Raw genomic sequence first — 19,667 nt, 5'->3', positions numbered from 1 at the left:
TCGCGGATGGCCTTGCTCCACATCCCCCCGATCCAATGCCTGCTGACCTTCGAGGCCGTCGCGCGGCTGCGGCATGCGGGCCGCGCGGCCGACGAGCTGTGCGTGACGGCCAGCGCCGTGAGTCACCGCATCCGCCAGCTCGAGGCGCACGTGGGCTTCAAGCTCTTCGGTCGCGGCGACTTCAGCCTCACGGCCGACGGCGCCGCCTATCTGGCGAACGTGCGCGTCGGCCTGGCCGCGCTGCAACAGGCCACGCCCGGCAGCCGTGACGCAGCGCTGCGCGCACCGCGCCTGAGCGTGGCGGTCACGCCGACCTTCAGCCGCCAGTTTTTGATGCCGCGGCTGGAGCTCTTTCGCAACATCTACCCCGACATCGAGCTGGCGCTGCACGTGTCGATTCCGCTGCTCGACGTCACGGCCGAGCAGACCGACCTGCAGGTGCGCTACGGCATCGGCGCGTATGCCGACTGCGAGCACCGCTTGCTGATCGGCGAGGACGTGGTGCCCGCCTGCAGCCCGAGCTACCTCAACGAGTTCGGGCCCTTCGACGGTTTTCGCACCGCGGCCGAGATCGCCAGCGCGCGGCTGATCCGCAGCCCGCTCGAGCCCTGGAGCACCTGGTTCGCAAGCTGCGGCATCGACCAGCCCGAGCCGCACCTGGGCTCGCAGTTCAACGACCTGGGGCTCGTGTACGACGCGGCCGCGAGCGGTTTCGGCGTGGCGCTGGTGCGCCAGAAACTGGGCGCTGCCTGGTTCGAATCGGGCCGGCTGGTGGCGCTGTCGGACCGGCCCGTGCCCTCGCCGCACCGCCACTACATCTGCTGGCAGCCGGGCACGCTGGAGCGCTGGGAGTGCGCGGCTTTCGTCGACTGGATCGTGCAGACGCTGCATTGACCGACAAGCCCGCGCGACAAATTTTTATCAAGGTCCGGGCAAAAAACCTTCAATTCGGCCGGCGTGCTTCTCCCTAGAGTGCGAGTCACAACAACAGACTCCCCGGAGACAACGCATGACCTGGCAGCAGATCTACGACCCGTTCGGCAACATGATCATTTCCACCGCGCTCGCCGCGATCCCGGTGGTGGTGATGCTTGCGTGCCTTGGCTTCTTTCACATCAAGGCCCACATCGCGGCCGGCCTCGGCCTGCTGGCCGCGCTGGTGGTCGCCGTGTTCGCCTACGGCATGCCGGCCGAGATGGCCGGGCGCGCCGCGCTCTTCGGCGGCTTCACGGGCCTGCTGCCGATCGGCTGGATCGTGCTGAACATCATCTTCCTGCAGCAGCTGGCCGAACAGAACGGCAGCTTCAAGGTGCTGCAGGACTCGCTCTCGGGCATCACCGAAGACCGCCGCATCCAGCTCTTGCTGATCGCCTTCTGCTTCGGCGCGTTCTTCGAGGGCGCGGCGGGCTTCGGCACGCCGGTGGCGGTCACGGCCGGCATCCTGATCGGCCTGGGCTTCTCGCCGCTGGCCGCCTCGGGCCTCTCGCTGATCGCCAACACCGCGCCGGTCGCGTTCGGCGCGCTCGGCACGCCGGTGATCACGCTGGCCAAGGTGCACGGCTACGACCTGATGGAAGTCACCGCGATGATCGGCCGCCAGTTGCCGTTCTTCTCGCTGCTGGTGCCGTTCTGGCTGGTCTGGGCCTTCGCCGGACGCAAGGCGATGATGGAAGTCTGGCCTGCGATTCTGGTCACGGGTGTGTCCTTTGCGGTGCCGCAGTACCTGGTGTCGAACTTCATCGGCCCCGAGCTGGTCGACATCATTGCGGCCATCGTGTCGATGGCCAGCCTGGTGCTGTTCCTGCGCGTGTGGCAGCCCAAGAACGTGTGGCGCTCGCCCTCGTTGCGCGGCAAGGACGTGAGCGCGCACGAGGCCAAGCCGCCGGCCGCCATCGTCGTGCACAGCCGCGAGGCGCTGGTGCGCGCGTGGATGCCGTGGGTGATTCTTTCGGTGTTCGTCTTCATCTGGGGCCTGCCGTCGGTGAAGACCGCACTCAACGGCGTCTTCGCGCCCTCGTTCCCGATGGGCGGGCTGCACAACCTGATCGAGAAGATGCCGCCAGTGGTCACGGCGCCCACGAAGGAAGGCGCGGTGTACGTGCTGAACCTGCTGTCGGCCACGGGCACCGGCATCCTGCTGTCGGCGATCGTGAGCGCGCTGTTCATGAAGTACAACCCCGTCGAGATCGTGCGCACCTTTGTCCGCACGCTCTGGATGGTGCGCTACTCGCTCATGACCATCGTGCTGATGCTCGCACTGGGCACGCTCACGCGCTACTCGGGCACCGACACCACGCTGGGCCTGGCGTTTGCCAACACCGGCGTGTTCTATCCCTTCTTCGGCACGCTCATGGGCTGGATCGGCGTGGCCATGACGGGCTCCGACACCGCGTCGAACGTGCTGTTCGGCGGCATGCAGAAGGTCGCGGCCGACCAGCTCGGCCTGGCGCCCAACCTCATGGGCGCGGCCAACAGCTCGGGCGGCGTGATGGGTAAGATGATCGACGCCCAGTCGATCGTGGTGGCCTCCACCGCCACGCGGTGGTTCAATCACGAAGGCGACATCCTGCGCTACGTGTTCTTCCACTCGATCGCGCTGGCCTCGCTGGTCGGCCTGTACGTGACGCTGCAGGCCTATGTGTGGCCATTCACCCTGATGGTCGTCCGCTGAAAGTTGCTCCCGCCATGAATGCTCCCGTCACGACCGACCAGCACACGCAGCTGTCGAAGGCGGAGCGCCAGGCGCAGGTGGTGCGGGCGCTGCAGGCGCACCTGCCCACGCATGCGCTCATCTGGCACGCCGAAGACACCACGCCCTACGAGTGCGACGGCCTCACGGCCTACCGCCAGCGCCCGCTGGTGGTGGCCCTGCCCGAGACCGAGGCGCAGGTGGCCGCCGTGCTCAAGGCCTGCCACCAGCTCGGCGTGCCCGTGGTGGCGCGCGGCGCCGGCACCGGGCTCTCGGGCGGCGCCATGCCGCACGCGCTGGGCGTGACGCTGTCGCTCGCCAAGTTCAACCGCATCCTGAAGGTCGACCCCGTGAGTCGCACGGCCGTCGTGCAGTGCGGCGTGCGCAACCTCGCGATCAGTGAAGCGGCCGCGCCCTTCAACCTCTACTACGCGCCCGATCCGTCGAGCCAGATCGCCTGCACCATCGGCGGCAACGTGGCCGAGAACTCGGGCGGTGTGCACTGCCTGAAGTACGGCCTGACGCTGCACAACGTGCTGCGCGTGCGCGGCTTCACGGCCGAGGGCGAACCGATCGAATTCGGCGGCGAGGCGCTCGATGCGCCGGGGCTCGACCTGCTCGCGCTGGCCATCGGCAGCGAAGGCATGCTGGCCGTGACCACCGAGGTCACGGTGAAGCTCGTGCCCAAACCGCAGCTGGCGCGCTGCATCATGGCCAGCTTCGACGACGTGCGCAAAGCCGGCGACGCGGTCGCAGCGGTGATTGCCGCGGGCATCATCCCGGCCGGCCTGGAGATGATGGACAAGCCCATGACCGCCGCCGTCGAAGACTTCGTGCACGCGGGCTACGACCTCGACGCCGCCGCCATCCTGCTGTGCGAATCCGACGGCACGCCGGAAGAGGTCGAAGAAGAAATCGGCCGCATGACCGACGTGCTGCGCGGCTGTGGCGCCACCGCCATCGCCGTGAGCACCAGCGAAGACGAGCGCATGAAATTCTGGAGCGGCCGCAAGAACGCCTTTCCGGCGTCGGGCCGCATCAGCCCCGACTACATGTGCCTCGACTCCACCATCCCGCGCAAGCGGCTCGCCGACATCCTGCTGGCGATCCAGGAGATGGAGAAGAAATACAACCTGCGCTGCTGCAACGTGTTCCACGCGGGCGACGGCAACCTGCATCCGCTGGTGCTGTTCGACGCCAACGACCCCGACGAGCTGCACCGCTGCGAGCTGTTCGGCGCCGACATCCTCGAGACCAGCGTCGCCATGGGCGGCACCGTCTCGGGCGAGCACGGCGTGGGCGTGGAAAAGCTCAATAGCATGTGCGTGCAGTTCACCGCGGCCGAGAACGAGCAGATGTTCGGCATCAAGCGCGCCTTCGACCCCGCCGGTCTGCTCAACCCCGGCAAGGTGATTCCCACGCTGCAGCGCTGCGCCGAGTACGGCAAAGAGGTGGTGCGCGGCGGCCGGCTGGCGCACCCCGACCTGCCGAGATTCTGAGAACGTGATGACGAACATGGACACCGCCCTCCAGCAGGTCGTCGAGCGCGTGCGCGCCGCCGCGGCCGATGCCACACCGTTGCGCTTGCGCGGCGGCGGCACCAAGGATTTCTACGGCCAACCGCCGCACGGCGAGCTGCTCGACCTGCGCGCCCTCGCCGGCATCACCAGCTACGAGCCCAGCGAGCTGGTCGTCACCGTGCGCGCCGGCACGCCGCTGGCCGAGCTCGAGGCCGCGCTCGCCGAACAAGGCCAGTGCCTGCCGTTCGAGCCGCCGTGCTTTGCCGACGGCGGAACCGTCGGCGGCATGGTCGCGGCAGGCCTCAGCGGCCCGGCGCGCGCCAGCGTGGGCGCGGTGCGCGACTACGTGCTCGGCACCATGCTCATCAACGGCCGCGCCGAGGTGCTGAGCTTCGGCGGCCAGGTGATGAAGAACGTCGCGGGCTACGACGTCTCGCGCGTGCTGGCCGGCTCGCTCGGTACGCTGGGCGTGATCGCCGAAGTGAGCCTCAAGGTGCTGCCCGTCGCGCCCGCCGAGGCCACGCTCGCCTTCGCCTGCACCCAGGCCGATGCGCTGCGACTGCTCAACGAATGGGGCGGACGCCCGCTGCCGCTGAACGCGAGCAGCTGGTTCGAACATGCGCCCGGCGCGGGCGTACTGCGTCTGCGGCTGCGCGGCGCCGTGGCGGCCGTGGAAGCGGCCTGCACGCAACTCGGCGGCGAACGCCAGGACCCGGTGCGCGCGGCCGCCGGCTGGGCCGCGCTGCGCGACCAGCGCATGCCGTGGTTCGCGCTCGACGCCGAAGGTTCGCTGGCGCTGTGGCGCCTCTCGGTGCCGCAGACCGCGCCGGTGATCGCCATCGATGGCTGCGCCGCACCGCTGATCGAGTGGCACGGCGGGCAGCGCTGGTACCTCGCGCCGCCCGCGCAGGCTGCGCGTCTGCGTGAAGTCGCGCAGGCAGCCGGTGGCCACGCCACGTTGTTCCGCGTGCCCGCGGCGCAAGCCGCCGACTGCGACGTGCCGCGCTTCGACGCATTGAGCGCGCCCGTGGCACGCATCCATCGCGCATTGATGCAGGAGTTCGATCCGCACGGGGTCTTCGACCGCGGCCGGCTCTTCGCAGGCGAGTCTTAAAAAAGAAACGACACCCACCCCGCGATGCAAACCGAACTAGCCCCCGAATTCCGCGACACCGACGCGGGCCGCGAAGCCGAAGCCATCCTGCGCAAGTGCGTGCACTGCGGCTTCTGCACCGCCACCTGCCCGACCTACCAGCTGCTCGGCGACGAGCTCGATGGGCCGCGCGGGCGCATCTACCTCATCAAGCAGGTGCTCGAAGGCCATGCGCCGACGCGCAGCACGCAGCTGCACCTCGACCGTTGCCTCACCTGCCGCAACTGCGAGAGCACCTGCCCGAGCGGCGTGCAGTACGGGAACCTGGTCGACATCGGCCGCAAGATCGTCGACGAGAAAGTGCCGCGCCCCGCCCTGGAGTCGGCCACGCGCTGGCTGCTGAAAGAGGCGCTGCCGTCGCCGCTGTTCGGCCCCGCGATGAAGCTCGGCCAGTCGGTGCGCGGCCTGCTGCCCGAGGCCCTGAAGGCCAAGGTGCCCGCGAAGCAGGACGCCGGACGCTGGCCCACCGCCACGCATGCGCGCAAGGTGCTGATGCTCGCGGGCTGCGTGCAGCCGTCGATGGCGCCGAACATCAACAGCGCCACCGCGCGCGTGCTCGACGCGGCCGGCATCCAGGCCGTGGTCGCGCCCAAGGCAGGCTGCTGCGGCGCCGTGAAGTTCCACCTCAACGACCAGGAAGGCGGCAAGGCGCAGATGCGCGCCAACATCGACGCGTGGTGGCCTTTTGTCGAAGGCAACGAGGTCGAGGCGATCGTGATGAACGCCTCGGGCTGCGGCGTCACTGTGCGCGAATACGGACACATCCTGCAGCACGACACGGCCTATGCGGCGAAGGCGGCGCGCATCAGCGAACTCACGCGCGACCTGAGCGAGCTGCTGCCCGATCTCGTGCCCGCCTTGAAGGCCCGCGTGCGTGCGCCCGAAGGCGTGGTGGCCTACCACCCGCCCTGCACGCTGCAGCATGGCCAGAAGCTGCGCGGCGGCGTCGAGACGCACCTGCGCGTGCTCGGCTTCGACGTGCGCGTGGCGATGAACGAATCGCACCTGTGCTGCGGCTCGGCCGGCACGTACTCGGTGTTGCAGCCCGAGCTGGCGTACCCGCTGCGCGACCGCAAGCTCGGCCACTTGAAGCAGCTGCAGCCCACCACCATCGCCTCGGCCAACATCGGTTGCATCACGCACCTGCAAAGCGGCAGCGGCGACACGCCCGTGCGGCACTGGGTCGAGCTGCTCGACGCGGCGCTGCAGGCGCCGGCAGGGTAGGGCCTGCGCGGACGGCACGGCACGTTGTCGTCCGACGCGCGCGAGCGGCGTGCGGGGCGCATCATGGCGAACCGAAGACGCTGCAAGGAGTTCGCGCCATGTCCTTCGTTTCTGCTTTTCCGCTGCGCCGCGCGCTGCTGGCCGCTGTCTGCATCGCAGGCACCGTCGCCGCGCAGGCACAGCAGCCGCCGTCGGCCTTGCCGGCCTGGCAGGGCGCCGGCACCGCGCGCTATGTGTGCGGCGGCATCGGCTCCGACGAGTCGGATGCGATGCGTGCCGCCATGAAGAACCATCCGCTGTCGCTGCTGTTCGCGCGCGCCGACGGGGCCTACCTGGCCAACCTGAATGTCGCGATCAAGGGCGGCGACGCGAACTCGTCCGCCGCCATGGCCTTCATCGCCACCGGGCCGGTCTGCCTGATCGACCTGCCGGCAGGGCGCTACGTGATCGACGTGAGCACGTCGACCGGCGAGAGCAAGAGCCAGACCGTGACGGTCGGCGGTGCGCCGAAGACGGCGGACTTCCGGTTCTGATCAGTCGGCGGCGAGCGCCGCCTCGATGTCGCGCGTGAGCGAGGCCGGCGTGTCCAGCGGCGCGTAGCGCTTGAGCACCGTGCCGTCGCGCCCCACCAGGAACTTGGTGAAGTTCCACTTGATCGCCGTGCTGCCCAGCAGGCCCGGCTTTTCCTTGGTGAGCCACTGGTACAGCGGCAGGGCGCCGCTGCCGTTGACGTCGACCTTCTCCATCATCGGGAAGCTCACGCCGTAGTTGGTCATGCAGAAGGCGCCGATTTCCTCGTTGGTGCCCGGGTCCTGTCCGCCGAACTGGTTGGACGGAAAACCCAGCACCGCGAGGCCCAGGCCCGCGTACTTTTCGTGCAGCGCTTCCAGTCCTTCGAACTGCGGCGTGAACCCGCAGTTGCTCGCCGTGTTGACGATCAGCAGCACCTTGCCGCGAAAGGTCGAGAGCTTCACCGGCTTGCCGTCGATGCGGGTGGCCTTGAAGTCATAGACACTGGTCATGGGGGAGTTCCTCAGGTGGACGCGGAAACGCCATCATCGCGCGCGGGCGGGGTTCGCGCAAACGCCGACCACACCGCGCCCAGCACGATCAGCGCACCGCCGACGAGGATGCGCGAGTTCATGGTCGACGCGCCCAGCACCACCGACGAGACGCTGGCAAACAGCACTTCCGACAGCATGATCACCGAGGTGGCGCTGGCCGCGAGCTTGGGCGCGCCGTACTGCAGGCACACGTTGGCGACGATGAAGCCCGTGCCCAGCAGCGCGGCCCAGCCGAACCAGCCGGGCGTGGCGAGCAGCGGCGAATCGATGCCGCCGAACGCGGTGCCGCTCACCGCGCCGACGCCCGCGACCACGGTGCAGCCCCAGAACATCGCCAGCGCGCGCGACTCGCCCGGCGCATGCCGCAGGTGGCGCAGCACGATGTTGGTCACCGCAAAGCCGAAGCCCGCCGCCACGCCCAGCCAGTCGGGCAGGCTCGAGGGCACCGGCCAGTCGGTGCCCGGCGCCTTCAGCACCACCACCACGCCGGTGAGCGCCAGCGCCACGCGCGCCAGCGCACCGCCCGTCGGCCGCTCGCCCAGCAGCAGCCAGGCCAGCATCACGCTCCACAGCGGCATCAGGTAGAACAGCAGCACCACGCGCACCACGTCGCCCTGCGTCACGGCCCAGTTGAAACCCACGTTGGTGAAGCCCGCCGCCAGGCCGAGCGCCACGAGCATCGGGAACGCGCTGAAGGCTTTCCAGGCGTGCCGGCGCACCAGGCCCATCGCCGTGGCGATGACGAGGTAGATCAGGCAGGTCGTCCACAGCGGATGCAGCCCGTGGCTGGCGATCTGGCGAAATGGAATCCACGAAACGCCCCACACGAAGGCGTTGAACATCAGGGCAAGGGCGGGCATGAGGCGTTGGAGTGGGGGCGCTCGGCGCGCCGGCCATTGCACCAACGCGGTCGCGCGAAATCAGTGGTGCTTGTCGCTGCGGGCGATGGCCAGCAGGTGCTCGACTTCCTCAGGATACTTCTTGAGGTTGTTCTCGTGCCAGCGCTTGATGAGCCACATGCAGCCCGCCACCACGAGGCCGAAGGCGCTGATCGCACCGTAGGCCGACAGGCCCAGGCCCGTGCACACGCTGTAGAAGCCGCCCAGCAGAAGGATGCAGGCCTGCTCGTTGAAGTTCTGCACGGCAATGGAGCGGCCCGCGCCCATCAGGTTGTGGCCGCGGTGCTGCAGCAGCGCATTCATCGGCACCACCAGGAAGCCGCCCAGGCCGCCCAGGATGATCAGGAACGGCACCGCCAGCCAGACGTTGCCGATGAAGTTCATGCCGATCACCATCACGCCCATTGCGATGCCCATGGGGATCACGCGCGTGGCCATGTCCAGCCGCATGTACATCGAGGCCACGATGGCGCCCACCGCGGTGCCGATGGTCACCACGCCGGTCAGTGCCGAAGCCTGGGTGGTGTTGTATTCGAGCGCCACGGCGGCCCAGGCCAGCACGATGTACTTGAGGTTGCCGCCCGCGCCCCAGAACAGCGTGGTGGTCGCCAGCGAGATCTGGCCCAGCCGGTCGCGCCACAGGCGGGCGTTGCAGTGCCAGAAGTCGGGCAGCAGGCCGGCCAGGTTGCGCACCATGCTCTGCTGGGGGTCGGAACGCAGCGGGCGCATCTCGACGCCGGTGTGCGGGATGCGGGTGTTGAACCAGGCCGCGAGCGCGTAGACAAAGATCAGCACCGCAATGGCGGCTTCGGCCGGCGAGTCGATGCCGGTGTCGACGAACGGCAGGTCGATCAGCAGCAGCTGGGTCGACACCGCATGGCCCACCAGCACGCCGCCGAGCACGATGCCCAACAGGATCGACGCGATGGTCAGCCCTTCGATCCAGCCGTTGGCCTTGACCAGCTGCGACGACGGCAGCAGCTCGGTGAGGATGCCGTACTTGGCCGGCGAGTAGGCCGCGGCGCCCAGGCCCACGATGGAATACGACAGCAGCGGGTGCGAACCGAACAGCATCATCAGGCAGCCGATCACCTTGATCGCGTTGCTGATGAACATCACCTTGCCCTTGGGCAATGCGTCGGCAAAGGCACCCACCAGCGGGGCCAGCACCACATAGAAGACCGCGAAGATCGGCACCAGGGCGGCCCGCTGCCATTCGGGGGCGCCTGAACTTCGCATGAGATCGACGGCAACGACGAAAAGCGCTTGGTCGGCCAGCGACGAAAAGAACTGGGCCGACATGATCGTGTAAAAACCGCGCTTCATCGATGGGCTGGCTGGCCAGAGGGTCTGCTGGCGGTAGTGAAAAAGTGTCGCGTCAGGTGCGAATGGGCGGTTATAGCATGGGGGTACGACGTGAATTCAGGCATCCCCACGGGATTCGACCCCATTCCCGAAGATGCTAAAACGTGGTCTGAAACCACCCCAACACCCCCCATGCCGCGCCCTATTCTCGCCACCGTCCACACCGCCGCCCTGCGCCACAACCTCGACCGCGTCCGCCGTTCGGCGCTCGACGCCCGCGTCTGGGCCGTGGTCAAGGCCAACGCCTACGGGCACGGCATCGAACGTGTCTTCGAAGGCCTGCGCGGTGCCGACGGCTTTGCGCTGCTCGACCTGGCCGAGGCCGAGCGCGTGCGCGCGCTGGGCTGGCGCGGCCCGGTGCTGCTGCTCGAAGGCGTGTTCGACGCGCGCGACCTGGAGCTGTGCTCGCGGCTGGACCTGTGGCACTCGGTGCACTGCGACGAGCAGATCGACATGCTCGCAGCCCACAAAACGCTGAAGCCGCAGCGCGTGTTCCTGAAGATGAACTCCGGCATGAACCGCCTGGGCTTCACGCCCGAACGCTTCGGCTCGGCCTGGACGCGCCTGAACGCGCTCCCGCAGGTCGACGAGATCTCGCTCATGACACACTTCAGCGACGCCGACGGCCCGCGCGGCGTCGAGCACCAGCTCGAGGTGTTCGAGCGCGCCACGCGCGACCTGCCCGGCGAGCGCTCCATCGCCAACAGCGCGGCCACGCTGCGCCACGCACCGCGCACGCGCGGCGACTGGGTGCGCCCCGGCATCGTGCTGTACGGCAGCGCGCCCGACTTTCCCGAACACGACGCGGCGCACTGGCAGCTGCAGCCGACCATGACGCTGTCGACCCGGCTCATCTCGGTGCAGACGCTGAAGGCCGGCGACACCATCGGCTACGGCTCGCGCTTTGCGGCCGAGGGCCCGCTCACCATCGGCATCGCGGCGGTCGGTTATGCCGACGGCTACCCGCGCCACTGCGACACCGGCACCCCGGTGCTCGTGAACGGCGTGCGCACCCGCATGGTGGGCCGCGTGAGCATGGACATGATCACCGTCGACCTCACGCCCGTGCCCGACGCGCAGTTCGGCGCCGAGGTCACGCTGTGGGGCCGCTCGGCCCTGACCGGTGCGGTGCTGCCGATCGACGAGGTGGCGAAGGCCGCCGGCACCGTCGGCTACGAACTCATGTGCGCGGTCGCGCCGCGGGTGCCTTTCGCACCGGCTGACGAATAGCCGCTGCCGGCCAGCGCGCCGAGCAGGTGCTCCACGAGCACCCGGCACTTGGGCGGCAGGTAGCGGCTGGGCGGGTACATCAGCCACGCGTGCCCCCGGTAGGAGCCCTGCAGCGTCCACTCGGGCAGCACGCGCACCACGCGGCCGTCGTCCAGCGCCTCGCGCGCAGTGAAGGCCGGCACGCAGGCCACGCCCAGGTCCGCGAGCGCGCCGTCGAGCCGCATCTCGCTGTGGTTGCAGACGTAGCGACCGTCCACCACCACCTCGACCTCGTCTTCGCCTTCCTTCCGAAATCGCCAGTGGTTGTCGCGCTCGTGCTCGCCCAGCGACAGGCAGCTGTGCGCGCGCAGGTCGTGCGGGTGCGCGATGGCGGCGTGGTGCGCCAGGTAGGCCGGCGTGGCGCACAGGATGTGTTCGACCGCCATCAGCCGCCGCGCCACCAGCCCCTCGGGCGGCGCCGTGGTCAGCCGCACCACGAGGTCGACGCCTTCGCGGATCGGATCGATGTCGCGGTCGGCCACGACCAGCTGCACGTCCACCGCCGGGTACTTGCGCAGAAAGTCGAGCAGGTGCGGATGCAGCACGCGCCGCGCAAAGGCCTTCGGCGCGCTCAGGCGCACCCGGCCGGCCGGCGTGCGCGCGAACTGCGCACCGATGTCCATCGCACCCTGCGCCGCCGTCACCAGTTCGCGGCAGCGCGCGAAGGCTTCGGCGCCGGGCTCCGTGAGCCGCAGCTGGCGCGTGGTGCGCTGCAGCAACTGCACGCCGATCTCCTGTTCGAGCCGCTTCACCTGCCGGCTCGCGGCCGAGGGCGTGATGCCCAGCAGGTCGGCGGCGGCCGAGAAGCTGCCGAGCTCGGCGACCCGCACAAAGGTCACCATCTCGGGCAGCACCTTGAGAAATGAATTCGTTCCGACCACGCAACAGTCCTGTTCCGGCCGACGGCTGTGCGGCCCTGGTGCCGCCCGGAACAATGCGCCTTCTCTTCTTCTTTCAGGCGCCCCGGGCCGCGGGCAGACAGTATGGATTCAAAGGCGTTGCAAGGTGCGGTCCCGGTGGGGCGCAGGTCGTGGACGGCCGGCTTCGGCCCCGCCGAACTCATGCTGCTGCTCGTGGCGGCGGTCTGGGGCGGCAGCTATGCGGTGGCCAAGCAGGCGACGCAGCAGCTGCCCGTGCTCGAGTTCGTCGCGCTGCGTTTCGGCCTCACCTTTCTCGTGCTGCTGCCCGCGCTGCGGCCGCTGTGGCATGACCCGCAATGGCGCCAGGGGCTCGCCGTGGGCGGCCTGCTGGGCGCCAACCTGCTCGCCATCTTCCTGTGCGAGACCTTCGGCGTCTCGCTGACCCTGGCGAGCAACGCCGCCTTCCTCATCAGCCTGTGCGTGGCGATCACGCCGTTCGTCGAATGGTGGCTGCTGGGCCGGCGGCCCGCGCGGCGCGTGTTCTGGGCGGCCGGGCTCTCGGCCGTGGGCGCGGCCCTGCTGTCGGCGCCTTCGCTCGCCAGCCTGTCGATGGGGTGGGGCGACGCACTCATGCTCGCCGCCGCCTTCCTGCGCGCCGTCATGGTGTGCCTTACCCGCCGGCTGGCGGGTCGCCACAACCTGCCGGCGCTCACGCTGACGGCCGTGCAGTCCGGCGTGATGGCGCTGGGCGCGGCGGCGCTGTCGCTGGTGGCCGTGTCGGGCGGCGGCGCCTGGCACCTGCCGCCCGCCACGGCAGGCTTCTGGTGGGGCATGGCCTACCTCGTGCTGCTGTGCACCGTGTTCGCCTTTTTCGCGCAGAACCACGCGGCCTCGCGCAGCAGCCCGAGCCGCGTGTCGCTGCTCATGGGCAGCGAGCCGGTGTTCGGCGCCGCCATCGCGGCCCTCGGGCTGGGCGAGCGCATCGGCCCCTGGGGCTGGGCCGGCGGCCTGCTGATCGTGGGCGCCGCCCTGTGGGTGAGCCTGGCGCCCGAGGAGGGCGAACTGACGCGGCGCCCCTGACGGCGGAAGGGGCCCCGCTGTGCGAGGCCTCCGGCTCGTGGCATCCTCGGGGGCTGCGGCGTTTCGCCGCCCCCCACAACACCAAGGAATGCAGACATGGGCGCGCAATGGAAAGCCAAGCACAAGGACGTGGCCGCGAATGCCAAGGGCCGGCTGTTCGGCAAGCTGGCCAAGGAAATCATGATCGCTGCGCGCAACGGCGCCGATCCGGGCTCGAACGCGCGGCTGCGGCTGGTCGTCGAGCAGGCCCGCAAGGTCTCGATGCCGAAGGACACGCTCGACCGCGCCATCAAGAAGGGCGCCGGCCTCACGGGCGAGGCGGTCCACTTCGACCACGTGATGTACGAGGGCTTCGCCCCGCACCGTGTGGCCGTGATGGTCGAATGCCTGACCGACAACGTGAACCGCACCGCGCCTGAAATGCGCGTGCTGTTCCGCAAGGGCCAGCTCGGCACCTCCGGCTCGGTCTCGTGGGACTTCGACCACCTCGGCATGATCGAGGCCGAACCCGCCACCCCGGACGCCGATGCCGAAGTGGCCGCCATCGAAGCCGGCGCCCAAGACTTCGAGCCCGGCGCCGAAGACGGCACCACCCTGTTCCTGACCGAAGCCGCCGACCTCGACCTCGTGAGCCGCGCACTGCCGGCCCAGGGCTTCACCGTGCTGTCGGCCAAGCTGGGCTACCGGCCCAAGAACCCGATCGATCCGGCAAGCCTGAGTGCTGCGGACCTGGAAGAGGTCGAAGCCTTCCTTGCCGCCATCGATGCGAACGACGACGTGCAGAACGTGTACGTCGGGCTGGCTGGTTGAACTGAACGGCTGACGTTCAGGGCGACGCTCCCGCCGACGGGGAGCCTTGCTCCGCGAATGTCCTCCGCCCTTCGGGCTCCCCCTTGATTTCGCTGCGCAAGGCACCCCATCGACGTGAGCGCTGGGCAGTGCGGTCGTTGATCGACCCGCACAACGACCGCGCTCGGTGTGCGCAGGACACTGGGTGCTTCCCGCAGCGAAATCAAGGGGGAGGCCGCAGGCCGGAGGACATTCGCGGAGGGAAGTACCCGGTGGCCTGTGCACACGCCCCGAACATCGTCGAATGAACTGAGCACTCCACCGGAGACAATCCGCGCCGGAGGAAAACAGTTCAATGACTCATTCGACGAAGAAACGAACGCCGTCGCGTGCCGCACGGCATGCCCTCGGCCTGGCACTGGCCATCGCCGGCTTCTCGGCGCAAGCCCAGACCGAAGCGGCCGCGCCACAACCGATGGGCGCAGCTTCAGCGCCCGCCGAAGCAGCACCCGCCGCACCCCCGCAAACCCATCTGCGCTTCAACCGCGGCACCTACAAACCCGGCATCGAGCACCTGCGCGTGGTGCGCCGCGAGAACACGATCAACAACGTCGCCGGACAGGTGGCGCTGAACGTCGCGTTCGCGGTGCTGGCGGGCGGCGTGGGTGCGCAAAGCTTCTCGAAAGACGACCTGGGCGGCACCACGCTCGAAGAACTCAAGGACGATCCGTTGGGCGTCAACCCCGCCATGCGCGAACTCAACGACGCCTTGAGCAAGGTCGCCACCGACATCTACCGCAAGCGCGCCGAGACCGCGCTGGCCACCGCCCTGACGGACGGCTCCACGCCCGAGGAGATCGAGGCGGCGCGCCAGATTCCGAAAGAGGCCGACACCCTGCTGCTCCCGGGGCCGTGGCACCTGGTCTACGAAAACCTGCTGGGATCGGACGAGTTGTTCCGCCTCAAGTTCGGCGCCGACCTGGGGCGCCCCGGCTTCATGCGTCCACCGATCGAATGCCGCTACCAGTCGGAGCCGGTCGCCTGGGCGCGGTGGCAGGCCGACAACTGGCAACTGCTGCGCGACGAGCGCGCGAAGGCCGTGGAGGCCTGCACCAAGTTCATCGCCGCCGCGCCCGAAAAGCGTTGGTAAGACGGCGGGGCAGCCCGCTCAGTACAACCCGAGCTGCCGCGTCCGCAGCCGCGCCAGCCCCAGCAGCGCATCCGTGAACGGCGTGGCCACGCCCGTCAGTTCGCCCAGCTCGCGCACCACGGTGACGAGCGCGTCGAGCTCGACCGAACGGCCCGCTTCCACGTCCTGCAGCATCGAGGTCTTGAACGCGCCGAGCTTCATCGTCACCGCGTGCCGGTCTTCGGGGCTCTGCGTGATCTCGATGCCGATGCGCCGCCCGATCTCCTTGGCCTCGAGCATCACTGCCGAGATGAAACCGCGCACGTAGTCGTCGCCCATGATCAGGTCGGTGGTGGCGCCCGTGAGCGCGCTGATCGGGTTCACCGTCATGTTGCCCCACAGCTTGAACCACACGTCCTTCTGGATCTGCGGCGACAGCGTGGTGTCGATGCCCGTGCTTTTCAGCAGCTCGACCAGCTTCTGCACGCGCGGCGTGGCTTCGCCCGAGGGCTCGCCCACGATCAGTCCGTTGCCGAAGTGATGCCGCACCACGCCCGGTCCGTCGAGCGAGCAGCTGGCGTGCACCACGCAGCCGATCACGTTGCGCGACGGAATGGCCTTGGCAATCGCGCCCTCGGGGTCGACGGCCGCGAGGCGATGCCCCATGATCTCGCCGCCGAAGCCGCCTTCGAGGAACCACCACGGCACGCCGTTCATCGCGACCAGCACGATCGTGTCGGGCCCGATCAGCGGCCCGATGCGTTCGGCCACGCCGGCCAGCGCGGGCGCCTTCACAGCGATCACCACCAGGTCTTGAACACCGAGTGCCTCGGGGTCGGCCACCGCGTTCACCGGCACGCGCGTGCGCACGTCGCCGCGCATGAGCGAGAGGCCGTCCTTCTGCAGCGCGTCGAGCGTGGCACCGCGCGCCACTACGTTGAGGCGCTGGCCCGCCTGTGCGAGGCCGACGCCGATCCATCCGCCGATCGCGCCGGCGCCGTAAATGCAAATCTTCATGGGAACAAGCGCCTCAGTTGCGGTAGCTCGGGTCGATGCGGTCCACCTGCCGCACCAGCGCATTGAACACGTCCTGCCCGGCGCCATGCGCGGGGCTGAACTGCAGTGCGTCGCGCGTGCAGCGCTGCGCAATCTCTTCGCCCACCGGAATCGCGGCGCCCATCGAGAAGGTCGCCATCTGGATCTCGCAAGCGCGCTGCAGCGTCCACAAAATCGCGAAGGTCTGCGGCAGCGTCTGGCCCCAGGCCAGCAGGCCGTGGTTGCGCAGGATCACCGCGTTGCGGTCGCCGATGCTCTTCAAGAGGCGCGGGCCTTCGTCGGCATGGATCGTGATGCCCTCGAAGTCGTGGTACGCCACCATGCCGTGCAGTTGGGCGGTATAGAAATTGGTCTGCTGCAGGCCGCCCTGCAGGCAGGCCACGGCCACGCCGGCCGTGGTGTGCGTGTGCATCACGCAGTGCGCGCCGGGCAAGCCGTCGTGAATGGCCGCATGCACCACGAAGCCGGCCGGGTTCACCTGGTGCGTCGAACCGTCGAGCACCTTGCCCTGCAGGTCGATCTTCACCAGGTTGCTGGCCGTCACCTCGCTGTAGTGCAGGCCGAAGGGGTTGATGAGGAACTGCTTCTCGCCACCCGTCACGCTGTCGGGCAGCCGCACCGTGATGTGGTTGTAGATCATCTCGACCCAGCCCAGCATCGCGAACACGCGATAGCAGGCCGCGAGCTCTTCGCGCGCGGCGCGCTCGTCGGGATGGATCGAGGGATGGACCAGCGCCGACGGCGCAGTGGTGGCGAGTGTGTTCATGGCAGTTCCTTCATGTGATTAGCCTTCCGCGGTGAAGCCGACCTCTTTGACGATCGGCGCCCACTTGGCGGTGTCCTTCTTCAACAGATCGCCCAGCTCGGCAGGCGTGGAAGACATCGCTTCCAGGCCGAAGGTGCCGAGGCCGTCGATCACGTCTTTTTGCGCCAGCGCGTTCTTCATCGCCGTGTTCAGCTTGGCCACGAGTTCGGGCGAGGCCTTGGCCGGCAGGAAGAAGGCGAACCATTCGCTGTGCGCCATGTTCTTGATGCCCTGCTCGCCGAAGGTCGGCACATCGGGCGCGAAGCGGCTGCGCTTGGCACCCGACACGCCCAGGATGCGCACCTTGCCCGATTGCAGATGCTGCGTGATGTCGCCGATGGGGCCCGACACCGCCGAGATGTTGCCGCCCAGCAGGTCGAGCATGGCCGGCTGCGTGCCGCGGTAGGCCGCGTGCTTGAGCTCGACGCCGCCTTGCTTGCCCAGCAGCGCGCCGATGAAGTGCGGCGTGGAGCCCGCGGCCGGCGAGCCGTAGTTGGCGCCGGCCGGGTTGGCCTTGGCCCAGGTGAGAAATTCGGGCACCGTCTTGACGGTGGCCGGCACGGCCGGACCCACGGCGAAGCCGAAGTCGAAGATGCAGGCCAGGCTCACGGGCGTGAGGTCGACCATCGGGTCGTACGGCAGCTTCTTGTAGATGTGCGGGTAGATCGTGAGGATCGACGTCGGCGTCTGCAGGATGGTGGTGCCGTCGGCCGGGCGGCCCTTGACGTAGCTCACAGCAATCTGGCCGCCCGCGCCGGTGCGGTTCTCGACCACGGCGGTCTTGGCGTAGTCGGGGCTCAGCTTCAGCGCAATGCGCCGGCAGGTGGTGTCCGAGGTGCCGCCGGCCGCAAAGCCGGTGACGATGGTCGCGTTCTCGAGCGCGGCAGCCTGCGCAAAGGCCTGCTGGCCGAGGCTGGCGAGCAGCGCCGAGGCGCCGGTGGACTGCAGCATGTGGCGGCGGGTGAAGGTCATGTCTGTCTCTTTTCGGAGGGGTGAGGAGGGAGCAGGATCACGACTCGTCGCGCAGCCAGGTGACCGCGCCCGAGTGGGTCACGGCGCCCTGGTGGGCAGGGCGCACGGTGAGCGCGTATTTTTCCAACAAACCACCGTGCACCACCCCCGCGTTTACCTCACGTCCGGCCAGCCGCGAGGCGATTTCGTCGGCGCTCAGTTCGACCGAAATGCTGCGCGCCGCGGCGCGTGCATCGATGGCCACCATGTCGCCGTCGCGCAGCACCGCGATCGGTCCGCCGTCGGCCGCCTCGGGCCCCGCGTAGCCGATGCACAGGCCGCGCGTGGCACCCGAAAAACGCCCGTCGGTCAACAGCGCCACCTTGTCGCCCATGCCCTGGCCGTAGAGCAGCGCGGTGATGCCCAGCATCTCGCGCATGCCGGGGCTGCCCTTGGGGCCTTCGTTGCGGATGACGATCACGTCGCCCGCTTCGTAGCGGCGGTTCTGCACGGCGGCCTGCGCTTCTTCTTCCGAGTTGAAGACGCGCGCCGGGCCGCGGTGCACCAGCGTCTGCAAGCCTGCCGTCTTGAGCAGCGCGCCGTCGGGGCAGAGGTTGCCCTTGAGCACGGCCAGCCCGCCGTCACGCGTGATCGGGTCACCCGCTGTGCGCACCACGCGGCCGTCGGGCGCGGCGGCGTCGGCCACTTCCTCGGCCAGCGTGCGGCCGGTGAAGGTGAGGGCGTCGCCGTGCAGGAAGCCTTGCTCGAGCAGCGTGCGCAGGATCACGCCCGCGCCGCCGATGTAGTACACGTCGCGCGCCAGGTACTGGCCGCCCGGGCGCAGGTCGGCAATGAGCGGCGTGCGCGCAAAAATTTCGGCCACGTCGTCCAGATGGAACTTGATGCCCGCTTCGTGCGCGATCGCCGGCAGGTGCAGCGCCGCATTGGTCGAGCCGCCCGTGGCCGACACCACGGCGCAGGCGTTTTCGAGCGCCTTGCGCGTCACGACGTCGCGCGGCAGCGGGCCATCGCCCATCACCGCCTTCATGAGCTGCTTCGCGGCGCGGCGCATCAGCGGCGCGCGTTCGCTGAACACCGCCGGCACCATGCTCGAGCCGATGGGCGCCAGGCCCAGCGCCTCCGACACCATGCCCATCGTGTTGGCCGTGAACTGACCCGCGCAGGCGCCGGCCGTGGGCAGGCAGGCGCGGCTCATGGCGTCGAGCTCGTCGTGCGTGGCCGTGCCGGCCAGCACCTTGCCGATGGTCTCGTAGGTGTCGACCACGTTGAGGTCGCGCCCGTCGGGCCCGGGCATCTGGCCCGGCAGCGCCGAGCCGCCATGCACGAACACGCTGGGCACGTTGCAGCGGGCCATGCCCATCATCAGACCCGGCAGATTCTTGTCGCAGGCGCCGATGGCGAAGATGCCGTCCCACTGGTGGCCGCGGGTGGACGCTTCCACGCTGTCGGCAATGAGCTCGCGCGAGATCAACGAGAAGCGCATGCCTGAGTGCGCCATCGTCAGGCCGTCGCTCACCGACACCACCGGGCATTCGTGCGGCGTGCCGCCGCCCGCGTAGATGCCGGTCTTGGCGTGCTGCGCCTGCTCGCGCAGGTTGAGGTTGCACGGGCTCATCTCGCCGCCCGTGTGGAACACGCCGACGTGCGGGCGCGCGATGTCCTCGTCGTCCTGCCCCAGCGCGTGCAGGAAGCTGCGCGTGGTCGCGCGGATCGTGCCCTCGCGGATGGTGGCGGAGCGGAAGCGCTTGGGTGTCGGGTCGGTGGGCGTGGTCATGCGGCTGGCGAAGGCTGGC

General features: G+C 69.1%; 18 protein-coding genes. 10 read left to right on the top strand and 8 right to left on the bottom strand.

Annotated features, from left to right (window positions below; translation table 11 throughout):
• Positions 1-6 precede the first annotated feature (6 nt).
• The 6 genes from CY658_RS29230 to CY658_RS29205 all read left to right on the top strand — a co-directional run bounded on the left by CY658_RS29230 (position 7) and on the right by CY658_RS29205 (position 7,119).
• A complete protein-coding gene (locus CY658_RS29230) occupies positions 7-894 on the top strand; it encodes a LysR substrate-binding domain-containing protein (RefSeq protein ID WP_101493500.1) in 888 nt (295 codons plus the stop codon).
• 115 nt (positions 895-1,009) lie between these two features.
• Complete coding sequence (locus tag CY658_RS29225) at positions 1,010-2,671, top strand: L-lactate permease (RefSeq protein WP_101493499.1); 1,662 nt, start codon at positions 1,010-1,012, stop codon at positions 2,669-2,671.
• A 14-nt stretch (positions 2,672-2,685) separates the two neighbouring features.
• Entirely contained in the window at positions 2,686-4,188 is a 1,503-nt protein-coding gene (locus tag CY658_RS29220) for an FAD-linked oxidase C-terminal domain-containing protein (RefSeq protein ID WP_101493498.1), read from the top strand.
• A gap of 16 nt (positions 4,189-4,204) precedes the next feature.
• Complete coding sequence (gene glcE / locus CY658_RS29215) at positions 4,205-5,323, top strand: glycolate oxidase subunit GlcE (protein WP_101493575.1); 1,119 nt, start codon at positions 4,205-4,207, stop codon at positions 5,321-5,323.
• A gap of 24 nt (positions 5,324-5,347) precedes the next feature.
• Positions 5,348-6,586, top strand: coding sequence for a glycolate oxidase subunit GlcF (glcF, locus tag CY658_RS29210; protein WP_101493497.1), 1,239 nt, complete (start codon positions 5,348-5,350; stop codon positions 6,584-6,586).
• Between the two features lie 98 nt (positions 6,587-6,684).
• On the top strand, positions 6,685-7,119 hold the full coding sequence (locus tag CY658_RS29205; RefSeq protein WP_101493496.1) for a hypothetical protein: 435 nt from the start codon (positions 6,685-6,687) through the stop codon (positions 7,117-7,119).
• On the opposite strand, the gene CY658_RS29200 is transcribed toward CY658_RS29205, so the two are convergent.
• Genes CY658_RS29200 through lplT form a run of 3 tightly spaced genes read right to left on the bottom strand, consistent with a single transcriptional unit; the run spans position 7,120 to position 9,875 of the window.
• Complete coding sequence (locus CY658_RS29200) at positions 7,120-7,608, bottom strand: glutathione peroxidase (RefSeq protein WP_101493495.1); 489 nt, start codon at positions 7,606-7,608, stop codon at positions 7,120-7,122. It abuts the gene before it with no gap.
• Positions 7,609-7,619: 11 nt separating this feature from the next.
• Positions 7,620-8,510, bottom strand: a complete 891-nt coding sequence (locus CY658_RS29195) for a DMT family transporter (protein ID WP_101493494.1) — start codon at positions 8,508-8,510, stop codon at positions 7,620-7,622.
• Positions 8,511-8,570: 60 nt separating this feature from the next.
• Positions 8,571-9,875, bottom strand: coding sequence for a lysophospholipid transporter LplT (gene lplT, locus CY658_RS29190; RefSeq protein ID WP_101493493.1), 1,305 nt, complete (start codon positions 9,873-9,875; stop codon positions 8,571-8,573).
• A gap of 171 nt (positions 9,876-10,046) precedes the next feature.
• On the opposite strand from lplT, the gene alr reads away from it, so the two are divergent.
• Positions 10,047-11,144: an alanine racemase gene (gene alr, locus CY658_RS29185; RefSeq protein ID WP_101493492.1), complete on the top strand. Its 1,098-nt coding sequence runs from the start codon at positions 10,047-10,049 to the stop codon at positions 11,142-11,144.
• Here alr and CY658_RS29180 read toward each other — a convergent pair.
• Entirely contained in the window at positions 11,087-12,025 is a 939-nt protein-coding gene (locus CY658_RS29180) for a LysR family transcriptional regulator (RefSeq protein ID WP_101493491.1), read from the bottom strand. The two genes, alr and CY658_RS29180, sit on opposite strands and share 58 nt — an antisense overlap.
• A gap of 141 nt (positions 12,026-12,166) precedes the next feature.
• Here CY658_RS29180 and CY658_RS29175 point away from each other — a divergent pair, with 141 nt between their 5' ends.
• The 3 genes from CY658_RS29175 to CY658_RS29165 all read left to right on the top strand — a co-directional run bounded on the left by CY658_RS29175 (position 12,167) and on the right by CY658_RS29165 (position 15,062).
• Positions 12,167-13,123: a DMT family transporter gene (locus tag CY658_RS29175; RefSeq protein WP_101493490.1), complete on the top strand. Its 957-nt coding sequence runs from the start codon at positions 12,167-12,169 to the stop codon at positions 13,121-13,123.
• A 96-nt stretch (positions 13,124-13,219) separates the two neighbouring features.
• Positions 13,220-13,933 (top strand): YebC/PmpR family DNA-binding transcriptional regulator, encoded by a 714-nt coding sequence (locus CY658_RS29170; RefSeq protein WP_101493489.1) that lies wholly within the window; start codon positions 13,220-13,222, stop codon positions 13,931-13,933.
• A gap of 334 nt (positions 13,934-14,267) precedes the next feature.
• Positions 14,268-15,062 carry a hypothetical protein gene (locus tag CY658_RS29165; protein ID WP_101493488.1) on the top strand — a complete coding sequence of 265 codons (795 nt, stop codon included), beginning with the start codon at positions 14,268-14,270 and terminating at the stop codon, positions 15,060-15,062.
• Between the two features lie 18 nt (positions 15,063-15,080).
• On the opposite strand, the gene CY658_RS29160 is transcribed toward CY658_RS29165, so the two are convergent.
• Genes CY658_RS29160 through ilvD form a run of 4 tightly spaced genes read right to left on the bottom strand, consistent with a single transcriptional unit; the run spans position 15,081 to position 19,648 of the window.
• Complete coding sequence (locus tag CY658_RS29160) at positions 15,081-16,058, bottom strand: 2-dehydropantoate 2-reductase (RefSeq protein WP_101493487.1); 978 nt, start codon at positions 16,056-16,058, stop codon at positions 15,081-15,083.
• Between the two features lie 13 nt (positions 16,059-16,071).
• Positions 16,072-16,863, bottom strand: coding sequence for a class II aldolase/adducin family protein (locus CY658_RS29155; RefSeq protein ID WP_101493486.1), 792 nt, complete (start codon positions 16,861-16,863; stop codon positions 16,072-16,074).
• A gap of 18 nt (positions 16,864-16,881) precedes the next feature.
• Positions 16,882-17,874, bottom strand: coding sequence for a Bug family tripartite tricarboxylate transporter substrate binding protein (locus tag CY658_RS29150; RefSeq protein WP_101493485.1), 993 nt, complete (start codon positions 17,872-17,874; stop codon positions 16,882-16,884).
• A gap of 37 nt (positions 17,875-17,911) precedes the next feature.
• Positions 17,912-19,648: a dihydroxy-acid dehydratase gene (gene ilvD / locus CY658_RS29145; protein WP_101493484.1), complete on the bottom strand. Its 1,737-nt coding sequence runs from the start codon at positions 19,646-19,648 to the stop codon at positions 17,912-17,914.
• Positions 19,649-19,667: the final 19 nt, after the last annotated feature.

It is taken from the genome of Variovorax sp. RO1 (genome assembly GCF_002849325.1).
Classification (GTDB): Bacteria; Pseudomonadota; Gammaproteobacteria; order Burkholderiales; family Burkholderiaceae_C; genus Variovorax.
Note: the sequence above shows the minus strand (reverse complement) of the source record. Positions and strands in the feature narration are given on the sequence as shown.

Excerpts from the sequence above, each read along its gene's own strand:
- CY658_RS29230 (WP_101493500.1), top strand. The coding sequence starts at position 7 with ATGGCCTTGCTCCACATCCCCCCGATCCAATGCCTGCTGACCTTCGAG.
- CY658_RS29225 (WP_101493499.1), top strand. The coding sequence starts at position 1,010 with ATGACCTGGCAGCAGATCTACGACCCGTTCGGCAACATGATCATTTCC.
- CY658_RS29220 (WP_101493498.1), top strand. The coding sequence starts at position 2,686 with ATGAATGCTCCCGTCACGACCGACCAGCACACGCAGCTGTCGAAGGCG.
- glcE (WP_101493575.1), top strand. The coding sequence starts at position 4,205 with ATGGACACCGCCCTCCAGCAGGTCGTCGAGCGCGTGCGCGCCGCCGCG.
- glcF (WP_101493497.1), top strand. The coding sequence starts at position 5,348 with ATGCAAACCGAACTAGCCCCCGAATTCCGCGACACCGACGCGGGCCGC.
- CY658_RS29205 (WP_101493496.1), top strand. The coding sequence starts at position 6,685 with ATGTCCTTCGTTTCTGCTTTTCCGCTGCGCCGCGCGCTGCTGGCCGCT.
- CY658_RS29200 (WP_101493495.1), bottom strand. The coding sequence starts at position 7,608 with ATGACCAGTGTCTATGACTTCAAGGCCACCCGCATCGACGGCAAGCCG.
- CY658_RS29195 (WP_101493494.1), bottom strand. The coding sequence starts at position 8,510 with ATGCCCGCCCTTGCCCTGATGTTCAACGCCTTCGTGTGGGGCGTTTCG.
- lplT (WP_101493493.1), bottom strand. The coding sequence starts at position 9,875 with ATGAAGCGCGGTTTTTACACGATCATGTCGGCCCAGTTCTTTTCGTCG.
- alr (WP_101493492.1), top strand. The coding sequence starts at position 10,047 with ATGCCGCGCCCTATTCTCGCCACCGTCCACACCGCCGCCCTGCGCCAC.
- CY658_RS29180 (WP_101493491.1), bottom strand. The coding sequence starts at position 12,025 with ATGGTGACCTTTGTGCGGGTCGCCGAGCTCGGCAGCTTCTCGGCCGCC.
- CY658_RS29175 (WP_101493490.1), top strand. The coding sequence starts at position 12,167 with ATGGATTCAAAGGCGTTGCAAGGTGCGGTCCCGGTGGGGCGCAGGTCG.
- CY658_RS29170 (WP_101493489.1), top strand. The coding sequence starts at position 13,220 with ATGGGCGCGCAATGGAAAGCCAAGCACAAGGACGTGGCCGCGAATGCC.
- CY658_RS29165 (WP_101493488.1), top strand. The coding sequence starts at position 14,268 with ATGACTCATTCGACGAAGAAACGAACGCCGTCGCGTGCCGCACGGCAT.
- CY658_RS29160 (WP_101493487.1), bottom strand. The coding sequence starts at position 16,058 with ATGAAGATTTGCATTTACGGCGCCGGCGCGATCGGCGGATGGATCGGC.
- CY658_RS29155 (WP_101493486.1), bottom strand. The coding sequence starts at position 16,863 with ATGAACACACTCGCCACCACTGCGCCGTCGGCGCTGGTCCATCCCTCG.
- CY658_RS29150 (WP_101493485.1), bottom strand. The coding sequence starts at position 17,874 with ATGACCTTCACCCGCCGCCACATGCTGCAGTCCACCGGCGCCTCGGCG.
- ilvD (WP_101493484.1), bottom strand. The coding sequence starts at position 19,648 with ATGACCACGCCCACCGACCCGACACCCAAGCGCTTCCGCTCCGCCACC.